The following is a 21,057-nucleotide window of genomic DNA, read 5'->3' as shown; positions in this document are numbered from 1 at the left end:
CGTCCGGGGCCGGACGACCCGCGTTAATACCCCATTAGCGATGGCCGCGAAATTATCGCTGCATCGCAGCATTCGCCACGACTTTGCCATCAACCAAACAAGACTCTGTCGATATTCTCGGGCATCGTCATATGCATCGGTCGTCAAATCAACCGATCGACGCCGGACCGCTTTTCTTACCAACACGCTGTGAGTATCATGACCATCAAGCAAAGCAAGGCCGACAGCATTTTCGCCGCGCATGTCAGAGCCGATTTCAGGCAGCCGAAACAAGTCGTTCCGCATTTCCGCGAGCTGGGCATTCCAGCCCTCGCGGCAGCCGCTCGCCAGCAGGCGCGGCAGCCCGCCGAGACCGCACGGGAACTGCCTCACTTCTTGCAGCTACCGCAGAAGGGCTGATGCTTAACGCAGGTGTCGCAGGTTCCGTCGCGATGTGACTTGATACGATGCCGGTTGGCTGGAGCGTTTTCACGCGAGGTTTTATAGCCACGCACGAATAACCCAACCTGTCGGCATCCGCCGTTGTCGTGCGGAGCCTGTGTGCGGATCGGCACCAAAACCGCGGGCTGCGTTCATGTCGAAGAATCGACCTGAACGCATATTGCTGACGCCTGAAGGTCGGCGTTTTTACTTGACGATGACACGGGCGCCGGGCTCGACCCTGTTGTACAGGTCGATGGCGTCTATGTTGCGCATGCGAATGCATCCGGATGATACCGCGCGGCCGATTTTTTCGGGCTCGTTGGTGCCGTGGATGCGGTAGAGTGTGTCGCGTCCCTTGTCGTCATAGAGATAGAGCGCGCGTGCGCCGAGCGGATTGTTCGGGCCACCCTGCACCGGGCGCACATGCGGCCAGCGCTTCATCATATCCGCCGTAGGATTCCAGTTCGGCCATTCGGCCTTGCGCTGCACCGTGGCTTCGCCCGTCCAGCCGTATGCCTGATCGCCGACTGCGACACCATAGCGAATGGCCTTGCCGCCCGGCTGCACGTAATAGAGAAGCTTCTTCTTCTGATCCACGACGATGGTGCCCGGCGCCTCGCCTGTGGGATCGTCCACGAGATAGCGCTCGAACTGCAGATCGACATCTGCCTGCGGCATCTGCGCCATCCATTCGGCATCGCGCGCTGAAACGGCGGGATCGGGCACGCCTTTGTATGTGCAGCCGGCAAGCACCGCGCAAACGCAAGCGACCAGCAACGGTGCGCGGGTGACGCGCATCATCCGGGACCAGATCATGTCTTCTTCTGTCCTTCCGCAGGGAGGCGGGCGCGCAGCGTGATGGTGAGCGCGTCGCTCGCAATGAGGTTTATGAGGGCAACGGCGAACGGGTGAAACGAAATTCCGGCGAAGCATCATCTTTGTAGCAAGGCCAGGACCTTGCTGATTCGGACATTGCAACGCTGAAGTCACTTTCTCTGATAAACAAACAGATAAAATGGTAAATGCCGATTTACCAAACTTTGTTTCCGGCACTTGTATACTGTTTTTTCTGCTTGCAGATCGCCTGCTGGCGTGCATCCGGCACTGCTGTATCTTTTCCAGCTAAAAAGAGCGTGCCGCCTGTGTAAAATTGTTTATGCTCACAAAAAAGACATGGCATCGCGGGCGCGGCGGCGTGCCCGGTGAATGCCAGGAGCAATCACAGGAAACGCACCAGGAAAGACGTTTTGACCACCCTCTATATTTCACATCCCGAATGTCTGGATCATCAGACCTTGCTTGGTCACCCCGAACGTGCCGACCGCCTGCTCGTCGTTGAGCGCGCGCTGGAGACGGAGGAGTTCAGCAATCTCCAGCGAGAGGCCGCTCCGCGCGGCGACGAATCGCTGGCGCTGCGCATCCATCCGGAGGAGTACGTCAGCAACCTTTTCCAGGCTCTTCCTCACGAGGGAACGGTCGAGATCGCCAATGACACCGTGCTGTCGCCGGGGTCATGGAAGGCAGCCATGCGGGCGCTCGGCGCCTGCCGGCTCGCGGTCGATGAGGTGGTGGCCCGCAAGGTGGACAATGCCTTTTGCGCCATACGCCCGCCCGGTCATCATGCCGAGCGCGACAAGCCGATGGGCTTCTGCCTGTTCAACAACGCTGCCATTGCGGCCCGTTACGCCCAGCAGGTCCATGGGCTGGGGCGCGTGGCGATTTTCGATTGGGATGTGCACCACGGCAACGGCACCCAGGACATTTTCTGGGCGGATGATAGCGTTCTCTATGTTTCGACGCATGAAATGCCGCTGTTTCCCGGCACGGGCGCGCCGCGTGAAACTGGCGAGCACGACACCATCGTCAACGTGCCGTTGCAGGCGGGGGACGGCAGCGCGATTTTCCGCGAGGCGCTGGAAGTCTGCGTGCTGCCGCGCATTGAAACGTTCGCGCCGGATCTCATCATCATTTCGGCCGGGTTCGATGCGCATTGGCGTGATCCTCTCGCCAACATCAACCTGACGGAAGCGGATTTCTCCCACGCCACCCGCGCCGTGCTCGACATCGCCAACCGGGTCAGCGGCGGGCGGGTGGTGTCGATCCTCGAAGGCGGATACGATCTCGTCGGGCTGTCACGCTCCGTCGGCGCGCATGTCTCCACGCTGATGCACGGATAACCCATGGATGACTGGCTAACCTTCCGCGACGCCGTTATTTCAGGCCGAACAGACCGAGCCGGCGCAGGATGGCTTTCTCGATTTCGAGAACAATCATCATGATGACGCCGAGGGCAATCAGCAACGCTCCGTCCGCCAGCGAGACGGGGCGTGTGTCGAACGCGATCTGCATGAAAGGCGCGTAGGTAAACAGCATTTGCCCGGCTGTGACCGCGGCGATGGCCGCAAGCACGGATGGTGTTCCCAGCGCCCCGCGCCATGTAAAAGAGCTGCTGTTCAGGTAGCGGACGTTGAACAGATAGAAGATTTCCAGCACGACGAGCGTGTTCACGCACAGCGTCCGCGACAAAGCCAGTTCGTCGCCCCGCGTTGCGCTGAAGAAAAACACCGTCATGAGCGCGATCAGGAACAGCACCGACACGAACAGCACGCGCCACAGCATAAACGGTGACAGCAGCGGGGCATGCGCCTCTCGCGGGCGGCGGCTCATCACGCCCGGCTCCGCAGGCTCAAAGGCCAGCACCAGCCCCAATGTCGCGGCGGTGATGAGGTTCAGCCACAGGATCTGCGCCGGTGTGAGCGGCATGGTGAAGCCCATGATAATCGCCGCCACCACGGCCAACAGCTCACCGCCATTGGTTGGCAGGGTCCAGGCGATCATCTTGCGGATATTGTCGTAGACTGTTCGCCCCTCGCTGACTGCGGCGACGATGGAGGCAAAGTTGTCGTCGAGAAGAACGACCTGCGCCGCCTCCTTGGCGGCCTCCGTGCCCTTGCGTCCCATGGCGATGCCGACATCCGCCTGACGCAGGGACGGGGCGTCGTTGACACCATCGCCCGTCATGGCGACGACGGCGCCTGTGGATTGCAGCGCCTTGACGATGCGCAGCTTATGCTCCGGGCTGGTGCGGGCAAAGACATCGGTACGCGTTGCGAAAGCGGGCAGGTCGCCATCCGCCAGCCGGTCGATATCCGCGCCCAGCGCCACCACCGGCGTTTGCGAGAGGCCCAGCTGGCGTGCAATCGCCCTGGCCGTCGCGCCGTGATCGCCGGTGATCATCTTCACCGTGATGCCGGCGGCATGGCACTCGCGAATGGCCGCGATTGCCTCGTCGCGCGGCGGGTCGATGAAGCCTGTCAGGCCGAGAAAAATCAGCCCCTCGCGCAGGTCATCCGGTTCAAGTCGTGCCGCCGCCGATGGCAAGTGGCGCATGGCATAGCCGAGAATACGCTCGCCATCGTCCGCCGCCGCGTCAATCGCCGCGCGCCAATAAGCCATGTCGAGTGGCTCGATGCCATTTTCGCCCTGCTGAACGGCGCACATCTCCAGCAAGCGCTCCGGCGCGCCCTTCACGAAAATCACCCCGTCGCCATCAGGGGCGGCATGGAGAGTCGCCATCCAGCGGTAAACCGAATCGAACGGGATGACGTCGCGGCGCGGCCATGCCGATCGCCAACCATCGGGGTCTACCTGCGCCTTGTGGGCCAGCGTCAGCAGCGCGCCCTCCATCGGGTCGCCGTCCACTATCCACTGTCCGTCGCGTGCATGATGATCGCGCGGGCGCAGGCTGGCGTCGTTGCACAGCGTCGCCGCGCTGATGATGAGCGCGGCGGTGGAGGCGTCGTCGTCACGGACAGTGATCGCCGCACCGTCCGGCCCGCTGATCGCGCCTGCATCGGGATTGTAGCTGGCGCCGCTCACCCGGAGCAGGCCGGCGGAAGAGACGATGCGCGTCACCGTCATTTCGTTGCGGGTGAGGGTGCCCGTCTTGTCGGAACAGATGACTGATGTCGCGCCAAGTGTCTCAACGGCGGGCAGGCGGCGGATGACGGCGTTTCTGGCGACCATGCGGCGCACGCCAATGGCCAGCGTGATTGTCATGACCGCGGGCAGCCCTTCTGGCACGACGCCCACGGCGAGCGCCACCACCGCGATCAGCGCATCCGCCCAGCCATAATCCCGCGCGGCAACGGCAAAGATGAACAGCGCCACGGCGGCTGCCAGCGCCCAGATGGTGAAACGGCGCGCAAAAGCATCGATCTGGCGCAACAGCGGCGTCGACATTGGCTCGACATCGGCGAGCAGCGACTGGATATGGCCGATCTCGGTCTGGCTGGCGGTCGCGACAGCGATGCCGGCTCCCTGTCCGGCAGCGACCATGGTGCCGGAAAAGGCCATGCCGCAACGGTCGCCGAGCGGCGCATCCTCCGCCACGGCTGCATCGTGTTTCTCTGCCGCCACCGACTCGCCGGTGAGAATCGCTTCGTCGATGAGCAGGTTACGGGCATGGATGAGGCGCAGATCGGCGGGTACGCGGTCTCCCGCCTCCAGCAGCACGATGTCGCCGGGCACGATGTCCTGCGCCGGAATATTGGTACGCCTGCCGGCGCGGATGACGTTGGCGTGCGGGGAAATCATGTCGCGGATGGCGCTGAGCGCTGCTTCCGCCTTGCCCTCCTGCACGAAGCCGACGATGGCGTTCACCACGACGACGGCGAGGATAACCGCGGCATCGATGATGTGGCCAAGCACCAGCGCCGCGACCGCCCCGCCCAGCAGCACATAGATGAGCGTGTTGTGAAATTGCAGCAGGAACCGCAACAGCGGATGACGGCGCGGCGGCGGCGGCAGCGCGTTGGGACCGAACGACACCCGCCGCGCCGCGACCTCGGCTTCGTCAAGACCCGCCTCGCCAACCGCCAACCTTTCCCTGGCCTCGTCCGCCGGCAGGGCGTGCCACGCGGGCTGCACCTGTGAGGCGGACAGGACGGGGGACGATGGAGCGGTGTGGGGTGCTGGCTGGCTAGCGGTCATGAAACCTCATCGCGGGGCTGGGCAGCCTCTCGGGGATCGACTCTATCGGGCAGACACGTCGCGGCAGCATAGCCCGATTCAGCCTCGCGCAGAACCTGCTGCGAGCCGATTTCGCCATTCGGCATTTGCGCCGTGGCCGCTGACGTTTTATGAGCGTCTAAACCGGATGATCGGACCAGCACGTTGTCGGGGTGTCATGTCGTTACGCATCGTTTTCATGGGAACGCCGGATTTCGCCGTGCCCACACTCGCGGAGATCGTCGGGCAGGGGCATGAAGTCGTTGCCGTTTATACCCGTGCCCCGGCGCGGCGCGGCAGGGGGCTGGCCGAGCAGCCCTCGCCGGTGCATGCCATGGCGGACAGGTTCGGCTTCCCCGTTTTCACCCCCGCCACCTTGCGGGATGCAGAGGCAGCTGAGACTTTCCGCTCGCTCAGTGCGGATGTCGCTGTCGTCGTGGCCTATGGCATGATTCTGCCGCAGGATATTCTTGATGCACCGGAGCTTGGCGCGATCAACCTGCATGCGTCGTTGCTGCCACGCTGGCGCGGCGCGGCTCCCATCCAGCGCGCCATTATGGCCGGCGATACCGAGACGGGTGTCGCGGTGATGAAGATGGAAGCCGGGCTGGACACCGGGCCGGTCGGCATGCTGGAATGCGTGGCCATCGGCGCGGATGAAACCTCCGGCGAGCTGCATGACAGGCTATCCCGCCTCGGGGCCGATCTGCTGGCGCGCGCTCTTGCGGCGCTGTCGCGAGGGGCGTTGGCCTTCACGCCGCAAGCCGCCGAAGGCGTGACCTATGCCAGCAAAATCACCAACGAGGAAGCGCAGGTCGACTTCTCGTGGCCGGCGCAGCAGGTACATAATCATGTCCGTGGCCTGTCGCCGTTCCCGGGTGCATTTGTGCTGACGGATCTGGGCAAGGGTGAGGAGCGGGTGAAAATCCTGCGCACGGCGCGTGTCGATGGCAACGGCGAACCCGGGACGTTGCTTGACGATCAACTGACGGTGGCGTGCGGGGAGGGAGCAGTGCGGCTACTCCAGCTTCAGCGCGCTGGCAAGGCAGCCGTGACGGCGGCGGATTTTCTCAACGGCGTGCGTCTGGAAAAGGGCGTGCGGCTTTGGAAGCCTGCCGAATGACGCGTTACAGGTTGGCGGTCGAGTATGATGGCACCCCTTATGTGGGGTGGCAGTGGCAGGATAATGGCCGCTCGGTGCAGCAGGCATTGGAAGAAGCGTTGACGGCCTTCTGCGGCGAAACGCAACGCGTGCAGTGCGCTGGCCGCACCGATGCCGGCGTCCATGCCACGCATCAGGTCGTGCACGTCGATCTATCCCGCGACTGGCGGCCGGACAAGGTGCGCGATGCCACCAACGCCCACCTCAAATTACAGGGCGACGGCGTTGCCGTGACAGCCGCCGAGGTGGTGGATGAAACGTTCGACGCCCGCCATTCGGCGGTGAGGCGGCATTATCTGTATCGCATACTCAACCGCCGTCCGCAGCCTGCGCTGGAGCGGAATCGCGTCTGGCATGTTCCCCGCGTTCTGGATGCAGCCGCCATGCATCAGGCCGCGCAACTGCTGCTCGGCAGTCACGATTTCACGACATTCCGGGCGGCTGACTGTCAGGCTGCCAGTCCCGTCCGGACGCTTGAGCGGCTGGATGTCGAGCGCATTGGCGAGGAAATCCGCATTTTCGCCTCGGCGCGATCGTTCCTGCACCATCAGGTCCGGTCGATGGCGGGAACGCTGGAACTGGTCGGGGCAGGGAAGTGGGTTCCGCAGGACGTCCGCGAGGCGCTGGATGCCCGCGAACGTGCCCGGTGCGGGCCAATGGCTCCGTCAGCCGGGCTCTATCTCATTGGCGTCGATTATAAAGCAGCCGGCAAAGCCGAGGACGACGTGCTGTGATAGCGGGCGTTATGCCCGCACCACTGTAACACCCGCCAGCACGTCATGCAGCATCCGCCGGTCGCTACGCATGAGGCCCGTGAAGATGTCGATGAGCAGCAGGATGAATGTGCCCACGGCGATGTAGAAGAAAATCGCATGCACCGAGGCCGTCAGCCAGTCAACGCGACTGCCTTGCAATCCGACGACGCGCACTCCGAGCCAGCGCATACCGATGGTCGCCTGTGCCTCACCGCCAACCGTGATCGCGCTGTAGATGACGCCAGATCCCGCCAACAGCGGAAACAACAGCCATGCCAGCCCGAACGTCACGACACCCAGCAGGGCAATGATGACCCACAGGATGAGCGACAGCACGAAAATAGCGACGATGTCGATAAGGTAAGCGAAGAAACGCGACGCCAGCACGCCGCGCGTATCGAAGGCCGGTGTGCGCAGCGCCGGAACCTCTGCCATGGAGTTCTCCTGTTCGGTGATGTCCGCAGCCGGTATGAGCCCGTGCGGTCCACGATATTTTCAGAAACGCTGCCGTGGCCCCACAGGTTCCAGCGCGTTTTAACATGCGTAATATGGTGATGCCGCGCCCGTCCGTCCTCCCCCGGCACCGCATATCCTTGACGATGCTGGCCGGGATCAGTCGTTCTGATGGCTGAGAGCGCCGTGAAGCAGACGGCGGCACTCGCGCAGTTCCTCAAGCGCCGTCTTCAACTGCTCGCGCGTATCGGTCGTCAGGCGGTACTGCGGCCGGATGATCCGGTTTTCCCCCGCCTCCGCCCGCGGCGTACCGGCACGCTCGGCGCGGCCGGAAAGCGGGCCGGGGGCATAGCGATTGATAACAGGGTCGGTTAAGCTCGTATCGGCAGCCTGCGGCGCGGTTTCATCGCTCCACTTGGCATCGCTCCACCCGGCATCGTCCCATCCTGCGCCATCCGAAGCATCGTTGGCATCTGCCGGATCAGCCTCTCGTGCGAAGGCGTCGTCGTGCCACTCAGAAGTGCTCGGTTGTTCGGTGACGGGGGGCGAATCGTCCGCTGCCCCGTGTGTCCCCTCGAGCGCATCGTCAGCGTTTTCATGCAGCGTGTAGGAACCGTCGTCGGATAACGTATCGGCCTGCGGGGAAAACTCCAGTCCCTGATCCTGCTCCACCAGCAGCGCGGACATGTCTTCGGAGAGCATCCCGTCGCCAGCGCGCAGCCCGATCTGCTGCACATGCGCCACGCCGCGCTCCTTCAGGATGCGCTGCACGCCGCGTATCGTATAGCCGGAGCCGTAAAGCAGATGCCTTATGCCGGCCAGCAGCACGATGTCATCCGGTCTGTAAAACCGTCTGCCGCCGCTGCGCTTCAGCGGTCTGATCTGCGAAAAACGTGTTTCCCAGAAGCGCAGCACATGCTGCGGAATGTTCAACTGCTCCGACACTTCGCTGATGGTGCGAAACGCGTCTGGTCCCTTCGTCAACGCCTGCTCCCTCGCGCGTCATGCCACTTTCCGCGCCGCTCCGGGCAACACCGGAAAGGCGCGGCCACCGGATCAATCCTCCGCTTCGGCTTCCTCGCCGTTGATGCGGGCGCGCAGCACGTTGGACGGGCGGAAGATCATGACCCGGCGCGGCTCGATCGGCACCTCGACGCCGGTCTTGGGGTTGCGGCCGATGCGCTCGCCCTTGTCGCGGATGATGAACGATCCGAACGATGACAGCTTGACGGTTTCACCGCGTGCGAGGGTGGAAGAAATTTCAGAGAGCACAGACTCGACCAGCGCCGCCGACTCTGTCCGCGACAAGCCGATCTTCTGATAAACGACCTCACAAAGGTCCGCTCGGGTAACTGTCCGTCCTGCCATGTGTGTCACCTGCGCGTTCACCGCGTCCCTCGCTGCGGATCATCAGAGATGATCTGGTTATTCCCCGGAAGCCCACGTCTGCCACCCGTGCCCCGCAAAGAACGCGGCACCCGGCATCCACGCAGGCGCATGTCGAACCGACGCGAACCGAACGCCACCCTGCCCGAAACGGGAGCTTACAGACGACTGGCGATATTATCCATTCGCGACAACGCTATTCTCATCAGAAGTAACGGTCAATGGTGGAAGTTTTATGATTCGCCGGCGATAAAAACAGCATTCGCCTTCACCAACGGATGATGGCGCTGCCCCATGTGAATCCACCGCCCAGCGATTCGATCAGCACCAGATCGCCCGCGCGGATGCGCCCGTCCGATACGGCCTGCGTCAAAGCCAGCGGAATCGACGCCGCGGACGTATTGCCATGCTTGTCGACGGTGATGACGACCTTCTCCGGCGCGAAACCGAGTTTTTGTGCGCTGGCCTCGATGATGCGGCGGTTGGCCTGATGGGGAACGAACCAGTCGATGTCCTCCGCCGTCAGATCGAGCGCTTTCAGTGCATCTTCGATGACGTCGGTGATCATGCCGACGGCGAAGCGGAATACCTCGCGACCCTCCATCCGCAGATGCCCCACGGTGCCGGTGGAGCCTGGGCCGCCGTCCACGAACAGCTTGGCGCGATGGGCACCGTCCGAACGCAGATGCGTGGTCAGCACGCCGCGATCTTCCAACGAGCCGTCACCGGGCTGCGCTTCCAGAACGACCGCGCCGGCGCCGTCGCCAAACAGCACACAGGTGCCGCGATCCTCCCAGTCCAGAATGCGGGAGAAGGTTTCCGCGCCAATCACGAGCGCCCGCTTGTGGGAGCCGGACACAAGGAACTTGTCCGCCGTTGTGATTGCAAACACAAAACCGGAGCACACCGCCTGCACGTCGAACGCCGCGCCCTTGGTGATCCCGAGCGCATGCTGGATGACGGTGGCCGTGGCAGGAAAGGTAAAATCGGGTGTGGAGGTGGCGCAGACTACAAGATCGATGTCATCCGCCGTCAGGCCGGCTGCGTCGAGCGCCGCCTGTGCCGCCTTGACGCCAAGCTGAGAGGTCGTCTCTCCCTCGCCCGCGATGTGGCGCTGGCGAATGCCGGTGCGCTGCACGATCCATTCATCTGAGGTATCGACGCGTTTCGACAACTCGTCGTTTGTCAGGATGTGCTCCGGCAAATAGGAGCCACAACCGCGGATGACGGATCTTGTATTGGCGGAACGCAAGGATGAACTCCCCATCATGTTGTCGTTATAAAGCACATTCGGTTAAAAGAGAATTTCCGCCCATGCGGCCGCCACTTATATTCAATTCGGCGAATTGGGCCGGATACAATCTGCGCTATACCGCCACGGTATCGAGGGCAGGCGTTTGCGGCAGCGTATCGCGGATGCGGTCGATCAGGCCGAAGCGGGACATGTCATAAGCAAGCTCGACCGCAGCTGCGAAGCCATAGGCATCAGTGCCGCCGTGGCTCTTGATGACAATTCCGTTGAGGCCAAGAAAGATCCCGCCGTTGGAGCGGCGCGGATCGAGCTTCTCCTTCAGCGCCGCGAATGCGCCGCGCGCAAACAAATATCCGATACGCGCCATGAAGGAGCGGCTGATCGCGGCGCGCAGGTAGGACGCAACCTGACGGGCGGTGCCTTCCGCCGCCTTCAGCGCGATGTTGCCGGCGAATCCTTCCGTGACCACCACATCCACAGTGCCCTTGCCGAGGTCGTCCCCCTCGACGAAGCCATGGTAGGTGAACTGGCGTGATTCGTTTTCGCGCAGCAGGCGGCCTGCTTCCTTGACGGCTTCGTTGCCCTTGATTTCCTCGACGCCGACGTTAAGCAGGCCGACGCTTGGCCGCTCGATGTCGAAAACGGCCCGGGCCAGCGCCGCGCCCATGAGCGCGAGATTAACGAGCTGGCCGGCGTCGGCGCCGATGGTGGCCCCGATATCGAGCACGATGCTTTCGCCGCGCAGGGTGGGCCAGATTCCGGCAATGGCCGGACGGTCGATGGGAGCCATGGTTTTCAGGCAGAACATCGACATCGCCATCAGCGCGCCCGTATTGCCGGCCGACACGGCCACATGGGCTTCGCCGGTTTTCACCGCCTCGATGGCCTGCCACATCGAGGACTTGTAACGCCCGGCGCGCAACGCCTGGCTGGGCTTGTCGTCCATCTTGACGAATACGTCGGTGTGCCGGATTTCGGATGCCGCCTTGAGGGCAGGGTGCTTAGCCAGCAGCGGCGCGATGACGTTCTCATCGCCGTGCAGGATGAAGCGGATATCCGGACGACGCTCCAGTGCGATCGCCGCGCCAGGCACGACGACGGATGCACCGAAATCCCCGCCCATGGCATCAAGTGCAATCGTTATCGGTGCAGCCATGGTGAATGCGTATAACTCCCGGCGGACAGCGCACCGTGAGGCGGCGATCCGGATATGATGTGCGACAGATACACGCCCGCGTGCACGCCTATGTCAAGTGCGCGATCTTCCATCAAGGTTATCATGGTCCATCGCATGCGCGCGGGCGCCCTTGACTAGTTTGCGCCGCCGGGTGCGGACCCCTTGAGGCCGGAGAGGGCGGCAAAGGGTGATTCGCGTTCGGCGGAGCCGTCATCGAACGAAAACTCCACGCCTGGCTTGCGGGGGTAGGGATCCAGCCCAAGCGCCAGGAACTCCGCCGTCAGCGAGCCGAGATCGATCTTGCCGTCGATGAGGTCGTCGGGCGCGTCGAGTTCCGTTTCGAGATCCTTCAGGTCGATCGGCTTGTCGAGCGCGCCGCGGGCCAGGGCGGCCTTGGCGTTTGCGTCGAGCGCGTCGACAGCAGGTTCCTCGAATACCACCTCGACATCTTCATGAATGGAGGTGTCGAATGGGTCCAGCGACACGGTGCAGGTCTGCACGATGGCCGCCCGCACTTCGCCGCGCACCGTCACACGCCGGGCGTTGCCGGTGAGGTGAAACGTGCCTTCGAGGTGATGAATGGCCGGCAGATCGAGAAACTTCGCCAGCGCCGCACGCTCTTCGGCCGTGGTTTCCACGGTCACGTCCACCCCTTCGGGCTTCAGATCGGTCACATTGAAGATGTGCTGCAGGGGAAAAGAAATGGTCTCGGTCATGATGGACCTCCCTCGGGTGACGCCGCCAGAGCAAAAAGCCCGGGCAGCGGGTTGTGGAGCGCGACGCTGGAAGCGGTCTGTTGCCGCAAAGCGCCGTGCCCGGTCGATTCAACATATCTAAGCGGCAGTATCACCATTCAGGCGCATCGGGGAACAGCCTTTGCAAATATAATGCATCAGAAGCGTAATCCTCCACTGTTGCACCAGCATGGCGATCCGCCGGTGTGCCGACAATCTGAAAGGTTATTGAAGGGATTTTGTATTTTCCTGTGAGAAAGTGCAGCCGTTGATTCTGCGCTCGCGCGCCTGTGGGCGGCGAAAGAGGATATCAACAGTGCGTATCAGCGTGATACCGCCTTGCAAATCCGCCAGTCGCGGGTTAGGCCATGGGTGGAGTTTTATGCCAGACGCGTATCAGTTCAGGAGACCATCGGGGTGAGCAACTCTACCGGCAAACGTTTTGCATCCAGAAGCTCCGTTGCGGCGGCTATCCTGCTCGCGGGGGTCGCAAGCCTTCCGCTGGCCGCATGCGGCAGCCGGGAGACGATCTCGCGCGGTTACGTCGTCAATGAAGACGCGCTTGCCCGCATCAAGCCCGGCACGGGTGTAGAAGAGGTGCTCTCCATCCTCGGCACGCCGTCCACCGTTTCCACGGTCGGCAACAAGACGTTTTACTACATCAGCCAGAAGCTGCAGCGTAACGTGCAGTTCATCGAGCCGCGAATCGTCGATCAGCAGGTCATCGCGATCTACTTCAATCAGGCATTCAAGGTGGAGCGCGTCGCCCACTACGGCCTGAAGGATGGCGTCGTGTTCGACTTCATCAGCCGCACCACGCCCACGAGCGGCGCGGAGCAGAGCTTCCTGAACCAGCTCTTCCGTGGCGGCGGCGCAAGCTTCAACCCGCTCGGCGCGTAATTTTACCCGGGGCGGGTGTCGACCGCTCCGGCAGATCGCTTCTGTCTCGCCCACATCCCGTCTCAAGAGGCGCGGACGTGGGCGAGACTTTTTATTTCATGCAGATTTTATATTTTAGCGCAAAGCGCCTTATGAGGGACGGTTGGCTAGCGCCACGCCGATTGCGGCAACAGCCATGCCGGCCATCTGGACGGGTTCGAGCGTTTCCCCGAACAAGCCATAAGCCATCACCGCCGATACCGGCGGCACGAGATAGAGCAGCGATGCCACGCCGGCGACAGCGCCCTGCCGGATAAGATAAAGCAGCAGCCCGATCGCACCCACGGACAGGCCGAATACGGCCCAGATCAACGCGCCCCACATTGCCACGCTGCCGTCCATATAGAGATCTTCCGTGAGCGCCGCGAACGGCGCCAGCACGAGAACAGCGCCGACGAACTGGATGGCCGCACTGACGCGCAGATCCATTGCCGAGGCTGTGCGTTTCTGCCAGACCGTGCCGAGGGTCATCGACACCATGCCACCGAAGGCCACCGCCGTTGCCGCGAACGGGATCGCGAGTGAGGCATCGCCGATGCGTGGGAACATCACCAGCAACGCCCCGGCAAATCCGACTGCGATGCCAAGCCATCGCTGGCCGGATACGCGTTCCCCGAGCAGCGGAACCGACAACACGCCCGTCAACAGCGGCTGCAGACCCATGACAAGCGCGATGATCCCGGCCGGCAGCCCATGCTTGGCCGACCAGAAGGTCGCGCCCAAATAGATGCCCTGCATGAGAACGCCGGCGACAAGCGCCTGAAACCACTGATACGGCGTCACCGGCCACTTGGCGCCTGCGGCAATGGCTATCACGATAAAGACAAGGGCTGCCAATGCGCAGCGTACCGCAAGGAAGGTGATTGGATCGGCGTGTGGCACGACGAAACGCGCCACAATGAAGCCGGTGGCCCATATGACGACGAAAACCGCCGGAATAGTGCGCAGAAGCGCCGCGTTCATAAGTGGTCTTTCCACCAGGCAATCTGGGTTGCGACCTGATCAGGCGCGGTGCCGCCGAAACTCTTTCGCGACCGGACCGAATTCTGGACGCCCAGAACCGCATAAATATCACTGGTGATGCCGGGTTCGACGGTCTGGAACGCATCGATCGGCAGATCCTCAAGCCCGACGCCGCGTCGTTCCGCCTCCGCAACGAGACGCCCGGTGACATGGTGGGCATCGCGGAAAGGCATGTTGAGGCTGCGCACGAGCCAGTCGGCCAAATCGGTGGCAGTGGAGAAACCAGCGCCCGCCGCGGCGGACATCCGCTCTGGCACAGCCTCCAGATCCTCCACCATGCCGGTGGTGGCCGCGAGCACCAGCTCCAGCGTATCGGCGGCATCAAAGAGCTGCTCTTTATCTTCCTGCATATCCTTGGAGTAGGTGAGCGGCAGACCCTTCATAACGGTGAGCAGCGAGAAGAGTGCGCCATAGACGCGTCCCGTCTTGCCGCGCACGAGTTCGGCGGCGTCGGGATTCTTCTTCTGCGGCATGATGCTGGAGCCTGTGGTCCAGCGGTCGGACAGGCGCACGAAGCCGAACTGCGCCGTCATCCACAGCACGATTTCCTCCGCGAAGCGCGACAGGTGCATGGCGCAGATGGAGGCAGCCGACAGATATTCCAGAATGAAGTCGCGGTCGGATACCGAATCGAGCGAGTTGCGCGTCGGCCCATCGAAACCGAGCGCCTTCGCCGTGGCGTGGCGATCAATGGCGAAGGACGTACCCGCAAGGGCAGCCGCGCCGAGCGGCGATTCGTTGAGGCGGCGGCGCGAATCGCGAAAACGGCTGCGGTCGCGGCCCAGCATCTCGACATAGGCGAGCAGGTGATGACCGAACGTTACCGGCTGCGCCGACTGAAGATGCGTGAAGCCCGGCATCACGGTGTCGGTGTTGTGCTCGGCCAGCGCGACCAGCGCGCGCATCAGGCCGGTGATCTGCTCGATGGCCCGGTCATGCGCCTCGCGCACCCACAGGCGCACGTCCACAGCCACCTGATCGTTACGGCTTCGGGCTGTATGCAGGCGGCCCGCTGGCTCGCCAGCGATCTCCTTCAATCGCTGCTCGACATTCATATGGATGTCTTCCAGCGCCGTGCTGAACGTGAAGGTTCCGGCTTCGATGTCTTTGCGCACCTCGGCCAGTCCGGCGTGGATGGCGTCACGGTCGGCTGCGCCGATGATGCCCTGGGCTGCCAGCATGTCGCTGTGGGCGAGGGAACCGCGAATATCCTGATCGGCAAGCCGCTTGTCGAAATCGATGGAGGCGTTGATGGCCTCCATCAGCGCGGCGGGCGAGGACGCGAAACGCCCGCCCCACATCGCATTGGCTTCATTTGTTTTTTTCTTGTCGTCGGCCATTATACCACCACTTCACGCACGCTTTGTTCGCTGACGTCGAAAACCCGCTTGTATCGCTCGATCTCTTCGGGAGGACCGAGCGCCTTGGCCGGGTTGTCGGACAGCTTCACGGTTGGCGCACCGTTTGCAGACACCACCTTGCACACAATGGAGAAGGGGTCGAGCAGACCGTCCGGCGCGAAACCGCGAAAATCATTAGTCAGCAGCGTGCCCCAGCCAAAGGCGAAGCGGACACGGCCACTGAAATGAGCGTGGATACTCTTGATGGCATCCACGTCAAGCCCGTCGGAGAAAACAATGAGGCGGTCGCGCGGGTCCGTGCCCTGCGCCTTCCACCATGCAATCGCTTCCTCGCCGCCTTCGATCGGATCTTTGGAGTCGACGCGGATGCCCGTCCAGCGCGACAGCCACGAAGGGGCATTTTTAAGAAAGCCGGTGGTGCCGTAGGTGTCGGGGAGGATGACGAGCAGGTTGCCGTCATAATCCTCCTGCCAGTCCGCCAGTACGTGATACGGGGCCTTCAAAAGCTCGGCATCGTCGGGTGCCAGCGCGCCATAGACCATGGGAAGTTCGTGCGCGTTCGTGCCCACGGCCTCAAGCTCGCGCCGCATGGCGATGAGGCAGTTCGACGTGCCGGTGAAGGCTTTGCCGAGACCTTCCTGCAACGCCTGCACGCACCAGTCCTGCCACAGGAAACTATGGCGGCGGCGGGTGCCGAAATCGGCAATCGAGAGGTCCGGGAGGGTTTTCAGCTCCTTCACCTTCTCCCATAGCCGGGCCATGGCGCGGGCATACAGCACCTGCAATTCGAAGCGGCCCATGTGCTTCAGCACCGCCCGCGAGCGCAATTCGGTGATGATCGCCAGCGCCGGAATTTCCCAGAACGTGGTTTCCAGCCACGGCCCCTCGAAAGTCAGCTCATATTGGCCGTCTTTTTCCTCAAGCTCGTAGGGCGGAAGGCGGAATGTCTCCAGCCAGGCGATGAATTCCGGCTCGAACATCTGCCGGCGGCCATAGAACATATTGCCGCGCAGCCAAGTGGATTCGCCGCGTGTCAGGGACAGGGAGCGGACATGGTCAAGCTGTTCACGCAGCTCGCCGGCGTCGATGAGGTCGGCGAGGCGGATGTGCTGCGAGCGGTTGATGATCGAGAAGGTCACCCGCGTATCCCGCTGGCGGCGGAAAATCATTTGCGCCATCAGCAGTTTGTAGAAATCCGTATCGAGCATCGACCGGACGATCGGATCGATTTTCCACTTATGGTTGTAGACCCGTGTAGCGATGTCGACCATGCCCGCGCGCTCTCGCTTTAATGATGTGACTGCAAACTTCTCTATCCCAGCCGCTCGGCAATGAGCGCCCGCAGGCTGCGCAGATCCTTCACGAAGGCGCGGATGCCTTCAGCGAGTTTTTCGGTCGCCATCGCATCCTCATTGAGCGCGAAGCGGAACGCCGCTTCATCGAGGCGCAGGCGGTCAGGGGCTGCGGCGGTATCGTCTGGCGAAAGGCGGCGCGGCAGATCGCCGTCGCTGGCGGCCAGTTCGTCGATCAGCGCGGGAGAGATGGTCAGGCGGTCACAACCGGCCAGCGCCTCGATCTCTCCGAGGTTGCGGAACGACGCGCCCATGACCACCGTGCCGATGCCGTGGCGCTTGTAATAAGCATAGATGGAGCGCACGGACACGACGCCCGGATCGGTCTCGCCGGTGTAGGGGCCGCCGCCGTTCTTGAGGTTCCAGTCCAGAATGCGGCCGACGAAGGGCGAGATCAGGAACACCCCGGCATCGGCGCAAGCGGCGGCCTGCGCCAGCGAGAACAGCAGCGTAAGGTTGGTGTCGATGCCTTCTTTCTGCAGGATCTCGGCGGCGCGAATGCCTTCCCATGTCGCGGCGATCTTGATGAGAATGCGCTCGCGGCCGATGCCACGATCCGCATAATCGGCAATAAGGGCGCGGGCCTTTGCAACCGTGGCCTCGGTGTCGAAGGACAGGTCGGCATCCACTTCGGTCGAGACGCGGCCGGGCACGATGCGCGCCAGCTCCGCCCCGAAGCTCACTGCGAGTCTGTCCGCGACGCGGGCGACGATGTCCTCGTGGTTGCCTTTAAGACCTTTGCCCCAGGCGAGGGCTTCGTCGACGATATCGGCGGAGTTGCCGGACTGCACGGCTTTCAGCAGCAGGGTGGGATTGGTGGTGCAGTCCTGCGGCCGGAGGCGGCGGACGGTTTCGATGTCGCCCGTGTCGGCGACCACCACGGTAACGGCTTTCAGCCGGTCCAGTTTCGAGGTCATCTGGCCGCTCCTTGCGCTGCATGTCCGGTTGCCGCTGCTGCGGTGTTCCGGCCTTTCCTCCAAAGGGTTGCATCCGGTTCCACGATGGCCCGCCGCACCCATGTTGGAGCACGGACGATGCGCCGATGCAAGTTTCATTAGCAGTACAGTCAGCGCGGGGTCGGAAGCAACCCGTGTCGCCATTCGGATGTGCGAATTCGTCGCGTCATATCAGCGTCACGGCCTGCGGCTACGCAGACGGATCAACATGATTGGCAATACAAGGTTTCGCCGCCAGAACGCGGTGATATGCGTCCGTTCCTCCGCCATATACTGGGAGTTTTCCCGATGAAAAGCGTCCTTGCAGCCGTTATCGCAACCCTTTCTTCCGCCGTCGCCGTGGTTCCTGCGGCGTTTGCGGCCGACAACGTTTCCGGCAAGCTGGTGCTCTACACCAGCCAGCCGAACACCGATGCCCAGCAGACGATCGATGCTTTCAAGGCGAAGCATCCCAACGTCGACATCAGCTTTGTCCGCGACGGCACCCCGCCGCTGCTCGCCAAGCTGCGCGCCGAGTTCGAGGCCGGCCAGCCGCAGCCGGACGTGCTGCTGATCGCCGACAGCGTCACGCTGGAGGGCCTCAAGAAGGAAGGCCGGCTCCAGCCGCATGAGGCCGCGGACGTTTCGGCCTATCCGCCCGGCACGCACGATCCGGACAAGAACTGGTTCTCCACCAAGCTCATCACGACGGGCATCGCCTACAACACCAAGGCCGATTTCAAGCCGACGTCGTGGGAGGATCTCAAGCGTCCGGAAGTCAAGGGCCAGCTCATCATGCCGAGCCCGCTGGCATCCGGCGCGGCGCTCATCCACGCTGCAACGCTCACCGGCAACCTGCCCGAGGGCTGGGGCTATTATGAAGCGCTGAAGCAGAACGACGCGCTGGCCGCAGGCGGCAACGGCGGCGTGCTCAAGGCGGTCGCCGGCGGTGACAAGCTGTATGGCGTGATCGTGGATTACATGCCGATCCGCGAGAAGGCCAAGGGCGCGCCGATTGAGTTCGTGTTCCCGGTCGATGGCGTTTCCGCCGTCACCGAGCCGGTCGCCATCCTGAAGACGGCGAAGAACCCCGAAGCCGCCAAGGCCTTCGTCGACTTCATCCTGTCGCAGGAAGGGCAGGATCTCGCCCGCCAGCAGGGCTACATCCCGGCGCATCCGGAAGTGGCGCTGCCCGAGGGCTTCCCGGCCCGCTCCACGATCAAGGTGCTGTCGTTCGACCCCGCCAAGGCGCTTGAAGACGAAGCGAAGAACAAGAAAGAGTTCGCCGACATCTTCGGCCAGTGATCGAGCCACCGCCAGTGACGAACCGGATAGCGGATATCGACAGCACTGGCGGCTTGCCAATTGGCGGCGCGGGCATACCGCGCCGCCTTCCCGATGGCGCGTGGGTTATCGCGCTGCTGGCAATCGTCGTCGCGCTGTTCGCGGTGCTGCCGTTCGGGCGGTTGATCTGGGCTGCACTCGCGCCGGCGGGCTTTGTCGACCCCGGCCCCATGCTGGCGGAAATATCCCGCCGCGCCGCGATGCGGGCAACATGGCACAGCATCGAAACCGGCGTGGTATCCGCCGTGGCGGCAACAGCGCTGGGTGGGGCGCTGGCGTTCATCCTGACGCTGACGGATGTCCGGGCGCGGCGAAGCCTGTCATTCTGCTTTATCCTTTCCATGATGATTGCGCCGCAAGTGGTTGCACTGGCGTATTTTACGCTTGCCGGGCCTTCATCTCCGCTGCTCAATGCGCTGGGTCTTGCGCCGCCGCCGGGCAGTAACAATCCGCTGATGAGCCGCGAGGGCATCATGCTGGTGCTGGCGCTGCACCACGCGCCGCTGGCTTTCGTGACGCTGCGGGCTGGCCTGCGTAGCCTGCCGGCCGATATGGCCGAGGCGGCGCTGACGGCAGGCGCGAAGCCGTGGCGGGTGATGCGCAGCGTCGTTCTGCCGCTGATGCGGCCATACCTTGCCGCCTCGCTGGCGCTGACGTTCGTGGCCGCCGTGGGCAATTTCGGCATTCCGGCACTGCTCGGCGTGCCGGTCAATTATCTGACGCTGCCGACGCTGATCTATCGCCGCATGGTGAGTTTCGGCCCGTCCGTCATTGCGGATGCGGCAGCATTGTCGCTGCTCGTCGCGCTGATCGCCGGGGCGGGCGTGGCGCTGGCCGCATGGTGGCTGAAGCGTGCGGGCGCGGGGACCGGGGGCAGCGGGTCGGCGCGGTTTTCGCGCGGCAGACCCATCGGCGTGATCTGGACTCTGCGGCATCGGCTCGCTGTCGAAATCGGCGTGTGGATCGTGGTGGCTGTGGCACTTTTCCTGCCGCTGGTGTCGCTTCTGGCGACGGCGCTCGTGCCGTCCTATGGGGTGCCGCTGACATGGGCCACTGCGACGCTGGATAATTTCGTCGAGGTGCTGGTGCGGCAGGATGTGACCGTGCGCGCGTTCCGCAACTCGTTCATTTTCGCCGCTTCGTCGGCGCTGTTTCTGGCGCTGATCGCGGTGCCGCTGGCCTATTCGCTCGACAGGCAGGTGGGGCGCATGCGCGGTGCTGTCGAGGGCGTGATCGAAATTCCCTATGCGCTGCCGGGCATCGTCCTCGCCATCGCCTGCATCCTGCTGTTCCTCAAGCCGCTGCCTTTGCTGGGCGTCAGCATCTATGGCACGCCGTTCATCATTCTGTTCGCCTATGCCGCGCGCTTCCTGCCGGTGGCGCTCAAGGCCCCCGCCGCCGCCGTGGGGCAGCTGCCCATCGAACTGGAGGAAGCAGCCCGTATCTGCGGCGCTAGTTTCTTCCGCCGCTTGCGATCCATCGTGCTGCCGGTCGTCGCGCCTGCCGCGACGGCGGGCGGGCTGATGGTGTTTCTGTTCGCGTTCAACGAACTGACGGTATCGGCGCTGCTGTGGTCGTCGGGCACGGAAACGATCGGCGTGGCGCTGTTCAGCCTTGAGGAAGCCGGATTTGCCTCACCTGCGGCGGCCATAGCGCTGACTGCCGTGGTGGCGGTGGCGGCGATCATGGCGTTTCTGGATGCGCTCGCCCCGCGTCTGCCGCCCGGCATCTTGCCGTGGCGGGAGTGAGTT

Annotated in this window: 20 protein-coding genes; 7 read left to right on the top strand and 13 right to left on the bottom strand. The window is 63.3% G+C overall.

Translation table 11 applies throughout. The features are described from left to right. Positions 1-198 precede the first annotated feature (198 nt). Positions 199-399, top strand: coding sequence for a hypothetical protein (locus FHS81_RS10240; protein WP_183752589.1), 201 nt, complete (start codon positions 199-201; stop codon positions 397-399). Between the two features lie 228 nt (positions 400-627). On the opposite strand, the gene FHS81_RS10235 is transcribed toward FHS81_RS10240, so the two are convergent. Next, positions 628-1,221, bottom strand: coding sequence for a L,D-transpeptidase (locus FHS81_RS10235; protein WP_183752797.1), 594 nt, complete (start codon positions 1,219-1,221; stop codon positions 628-630). A gap of 449 nt (positions 1,222-1,670) precedes the next feature. On the opposite strand from FHS81_RS10235, the gene FHS81_RS10230 reads away from it, so the two are divergent. Beyond that, positions 1,671-2,600, top strand: a complete 930-nt coding sequence (locus tag FHS81_RS10230) for a histone deacetylase family protein (protein ID WP_183752587.1) — start codon at positions 1,671-1,673, stop codon at positions 2,598-2,600. 34 nt (positions 2,601-2,634) lie between these two features. On the opposite strand, the gene FHS81_RS10225 is transcribed toward FHS81_RS10230, so the two are convergent. Both FHS81_RS10225 and FHS81_RS19185 read right to left on the bottom strand, forming a co-directional pair. After that, positions 2,635-5,415 carry an HAD-IC family P-type ATPase gene (locus FHS81_RS10225; RefSeq protein WP_183752585.1) on the bottom strand — a complete coding sequence of 927 codons (2,781 nt, stop codon included), beginning with the start codon at positions 5,413-5,415 and terminating at the stop codon, positions 2,635-2,637. Continuing rightward, the gene (locus tag FHS81_RS19185) at positions 5,412-5,540 is read right to left on the bottom strand and encodes a hypothetical protein (protein ID WP_281374454.1); all 129 of its coding nucleotides are present in this window, start codon (positions 5,538-5,540) and stop codon (positions 5,412-5,414) included. Before FHS81_RS19185 ends, FHS81_RS10225 begins: the two co-directional genes overlap by 4 nt. A 71-nt stretch (positions 5,541-5,611) precedes the next feature. Between FHS81_RS19185 and fmt the strand changes: the two genes are divergently transcribed. Both fmt and truA read left to right on the top strand, forming a co-directional pair. After that, entirely contained in the window at positions 5,612-6,556 is a 945-nt protein-coding gene (fmt, locus tag FHS81_RS10220; protein WP_183752583.1) for a methionyl-tRNA formyltransferase, read from the top strand. Continuing rightward, positions 6,553-7,329 (top strand): tRNA pseudouridine(38-40) synthase TruA, encoded by a 777-nt coding sequence (gene truA / locus FHS81_RS10215; RefSeq protein WP_183752581.1) that lies wholly within the window; start codon positions 6,553-6,555, stop codon positions 7,327-7,329. The genes fmt and truA overlap by 4 nt, the downstream gene beginning before the upstream one ends. Before the next feature lie 9 nt (positions 7,330-7,338). On the opposite strand, the gene FHS81_RS10210 is transcribed toward truA, so the two are convergent. The 6 genes from FHS81_RS10210 to FHS81_RS10185 all read right to left on the bottom strand — a co-directional run bounded on the left by FHS81_RS10210 (position 7,339) and on the right by FHS81_RS10185 (position 12,334). After that, positions 7,339-7,785 carry an RDD family protein gene (locus FHS81_RS10210; protein ID WP_183752578.1) on the bottom strand — a complete coding sequence of 149 codons (447 nt, stop codon included), beginning with the start codon at positions 7,783-7,785 and terminating at the stop codon, positions 7,339-7,341. Positions 7,786-7,962: 177 nt separating this feature from the next. Further along, complete coding sequence (locus FHS81_RS18960; protein ID WP_246374943.1) at positions 7,963-8,787, bottom strand: MerR family transcriptional regulator; 825 nt, start codon at positions 8,785-8,787, stop codon at positions 7,963-7,965. A gap of 72 nt (positions 8,788-8,859) precedes the next feature. Next, a complete protein-coding gene (locus FHS81_RS10200) occupies positions 8,860-9,171 on the bottom strand; it encodes an integration host factor subunit alpha (RefSeq protein WP_183752576.1) in 312 nt (103 codons plus the stop codon). 286 nt (positions 9,172-9,457) lie between these two features. Beyond that, positions 9,458-10,456: a beta-ketoacyl-ACP synthase III gene (locus FHS81_RS10195; protein ID WP_183752795.1), complete on the bottom strand. Its 999-nt coding sequence runs from the start codon at positions 10,454-10,456 to the stop codon at positions 9,458-9,460. 100 nt (positions 10,457-10,556) lie between these two features. Continuing rightward, a complete protein-coding gene (gene plsX, locus FHS81_RS10190) occupies positions 10,557-11,597 on the bottom strand; it encodes a phosphate acyltransferase PlsX (RefSeq protein ID WP_183752574.1) in 1,041 nt (346 codons plus the stop codon). Between the two features lie 155 nt (positions 11,598-11,752). Next, positions 11,753-12,334, bottom strand: a complete 582-nt coding sequence (locus FHS81_RS10185; protein WP_183752572.1) for a YceD family protein — start codon at positions 12,332-12,334, stop codon at positions 11,753-11,755. Positions 12,335-12,769: 435 nt separating this feature from the next. Here FHS81_RS10185 and FHS81_RS10180 point away from each other — a divergent pair, with 435 nt between their 5' ends. After that, positions 12,770-13,252: an outer membrane protein assembly factor BamE gene (locus tag FHS81_RS10180; RefSeq protein ID WP_428982448.1), complete on the top strand. Its 483-nt coding sequence runs from the start codon at positions 12,770-12,772 to the stop codon at positions 13,250-13,252. A 129-nt stretch (positions 13,253-13,381) separates the two neighbouring features. On the opposite strand, the gene FHS81_RS10175 is transcribed toward FHS81_RS10180, so the two are convergent. The 4 genes from FHS81_RS10175 to tal are packed head-to-tail and all read right to left on the bottom strand — an operon-like array spanning position 13,382 to position 17,944. After that, positions 13,382-14,254 (bottom strand): DMT family transporter, encoded by an 873-nt coding sequence (locus tag FHS81_RS10175; RefSeq protein WP_183752570.1) that lies wholly within the window; start codon positions 14,252-14,254, stop codon positions 13,382-13,384. Next, positions 14,251-15,654: an argininosuccinate lyase gene (gene argH, locus FHS81_RS10170; RefSeq protein WP_183752568.1), complete on the bottom strand. Its 1,404-nt coding sequence runs from the start codon at positions 15,652-15,654 to the stop codon at positions 14,251-14,253. The genes FHS81_RS10175 and argH overlap by 4 nt, the downstream gene beginning before the upstream one ends. After that, positions 15,654-16,946, bottom strand: coding sequence for a nicotinate phosphoribosyltransferase (pncB, locus tag FHS81_RS10165; RefSeq protein WP_183752566.1), 1,293 nt, complete (start codon positions 16,944-16,946; stop codon positions 15,654-15,656). The genes argH and pncB overlap by 1 nt, the downstream gene beginning before the upstream one ends. A 41-nt stretch (positions 16,947-16,987) precedes the next feature. Beyond that, the gene (gene tal / locus FHS81_RS10160) at positions 16,988-17,944 is read right to left on the bottom strand and encodes a transaldolase (protein WP_183752564.1); all 957 of its coding nucleotides are present in this window, start codon (positions 17,942-17,944) and stop codon (positions 16,988-16,990) included. A gap of 327 nt (positions 17,945-18,271) precedes the next feature. On the opposite strand from tal, the gene FHS81_RS10155 reads away from it, so the two are divergent. Both FHS81_RS10155 and FHS81_RS10150 read left to right on the top strand, forming a co-directional pair. Further along, a complete protein-coding gene (locus FHS81_RS10155; RefSeq protein WP_183752562.1) occupies positions 18,272-19,267 on the top strand; it encodes an ABC transporter substrate-binding protein in 996 nt (331 codons plus the stop codon). After that, positions 19,264-21,054 carry an ABC transporter permease gene (locus FHS81_RS10150; protein ID WP_343052468.1) on the top strand — a complete coding sequence of 597 codons (1,791 nt, stop codon included), beginning with the start codon at positions 19,264-19,266 and terminating at the stop codon, positions 21,052-21,054. The genes FHS81_RS10155 and FHS81_RS10150 overlap by 4 nt, the downstream gene beginning before the upstream one ends. The last annotated feature ends 3 nt before the right edge of the window (positions 21,055-21,057 follow it).

The sequence above is a fragment of the Pseudochelatococcus contaminans genome (genome assembly GCF_014195635.1).
Classification (GTDB): domain Bacteria; phylum Pseudomonadota; class Alphaproteobacteria; order Rhizobiales; family Beijerinckiaceae; genus Pseudochelatococcus; species Pseudochelatococcus contaminans.
Note: the sequence above shows the minus strand (reverse complement) of the source record. Positions and strands in the feature narration are given on the sequence as shown.

Bases quoted from the DNA above. Each gene is read 5' to 3' on its own strand.
- FHS81_RS10240 (WP_183752589.1), top strand. From the start codon at position 199: ATGACCATCAAGCAAAGCAAGGCCGACAGCATTTTCGCCGCGCATGTC.
- FHS81_RS10235 (WP_183752797.1), bottom strand. From the start codon at position 1,221: ATGCGCGTCACCCGCGCACCGTTGCTGGTCGCTTGCGTTTGCGCGGTG.
- FHS81_RS10225 (WP_183752585.1), bottom strand. From the start codon at position 5,415: ATGACCGCTAGCCAGCCAGCACCCCACACCGCTCCATCGTCCCCCGTC.
- FHS81_RS19185 (WP_281374454.1), bottom strand. From the start codon at position 5,540: ATGCCGAATGGCGAAATCGGCTCGCAGCAGGTTCTGCGCGAGGCTGAA.
- fmt (WP_183752583.1), top strand. From the start codon at position 5,612: ATGTCGTTACGCATCGTTTTCATGGGAACGCCGGATTTCGCCGTGCCC.
- truA (WP_183752581.1), top strand. From the start codon at position 6,553: ATGACGCGTTACAGGTTGGCGGTCGAGTATGATGGCACCCCTTATGTG.
- FHS81_RS10210 (WP_183752578.1), bottom strand. From the start codon at position 7,785: ATGGCAGAGGTTCCGGCGCTGCGCACACCGGCCTTCGATACGCGCGGC.
- FHS81_RS10200 (WP_183752576.1), bottom strand. From the start codon at position 9,171: ATGGCAGGACGGACAGTTACCCGAGCGGACCTTTGTGAGGTCGTTTAT.
- FHS81_RS10195 (WP_183752795.1), bottom strand. From the start codon at position 10,456: ATGGGGAGTTCATCCTTGCGTTCCGCCAATACAAGATCCGTCATCCGC.
- plsX (WP_183752574.1), bottom strand. From the start codon at position 11,597: ATGGCTGCACCGATAACGATTGCACTTGATGCCATGGGCGGGGATTTC.
- FHS81_RS10185 (WP_183752572.1), bottom strand. From the start codon at position 12,334: ATGACCGAGACCATTTCTTTTCCCCTGCAGCACATCTTCAATGTGACC.
- FHS81_RS10175 (WP_183752570.1), bottom strand. From the start codon at position 14,254: ATGAACGCGGCGCTTCTGCGCACTATTCCGGCGGTTTTCGTCGTCATA.
- argH (WP_183752568.1), bottom strand. From the start codon at position 15,654: ATGGCCGACGACAAGAAAAAAACAAATGAAGCCAATGCGATGTGGGGC.
- pncB (WP_183752566.1), bottom strand. From the start codon at position 16,946: ATGGTCGACATCGCTACACGGGTCTACAACCATAAGTGGAAAATCGAT.
- tal (WP_183752564.1), bottom strand. From the start codon at position 17,944: ATGACCTCGAAACTGGACCGGCTGAAAGCCGTTACCGTGGTGGTCGCC.
- FHS81_RS10155 (WP_183752562.1), top strand. From the start codon at position 18,272: ATGAAAAGCGTCCTTGCAGCCGTTATCGCAACCCTTTCTTCCGCCGTC.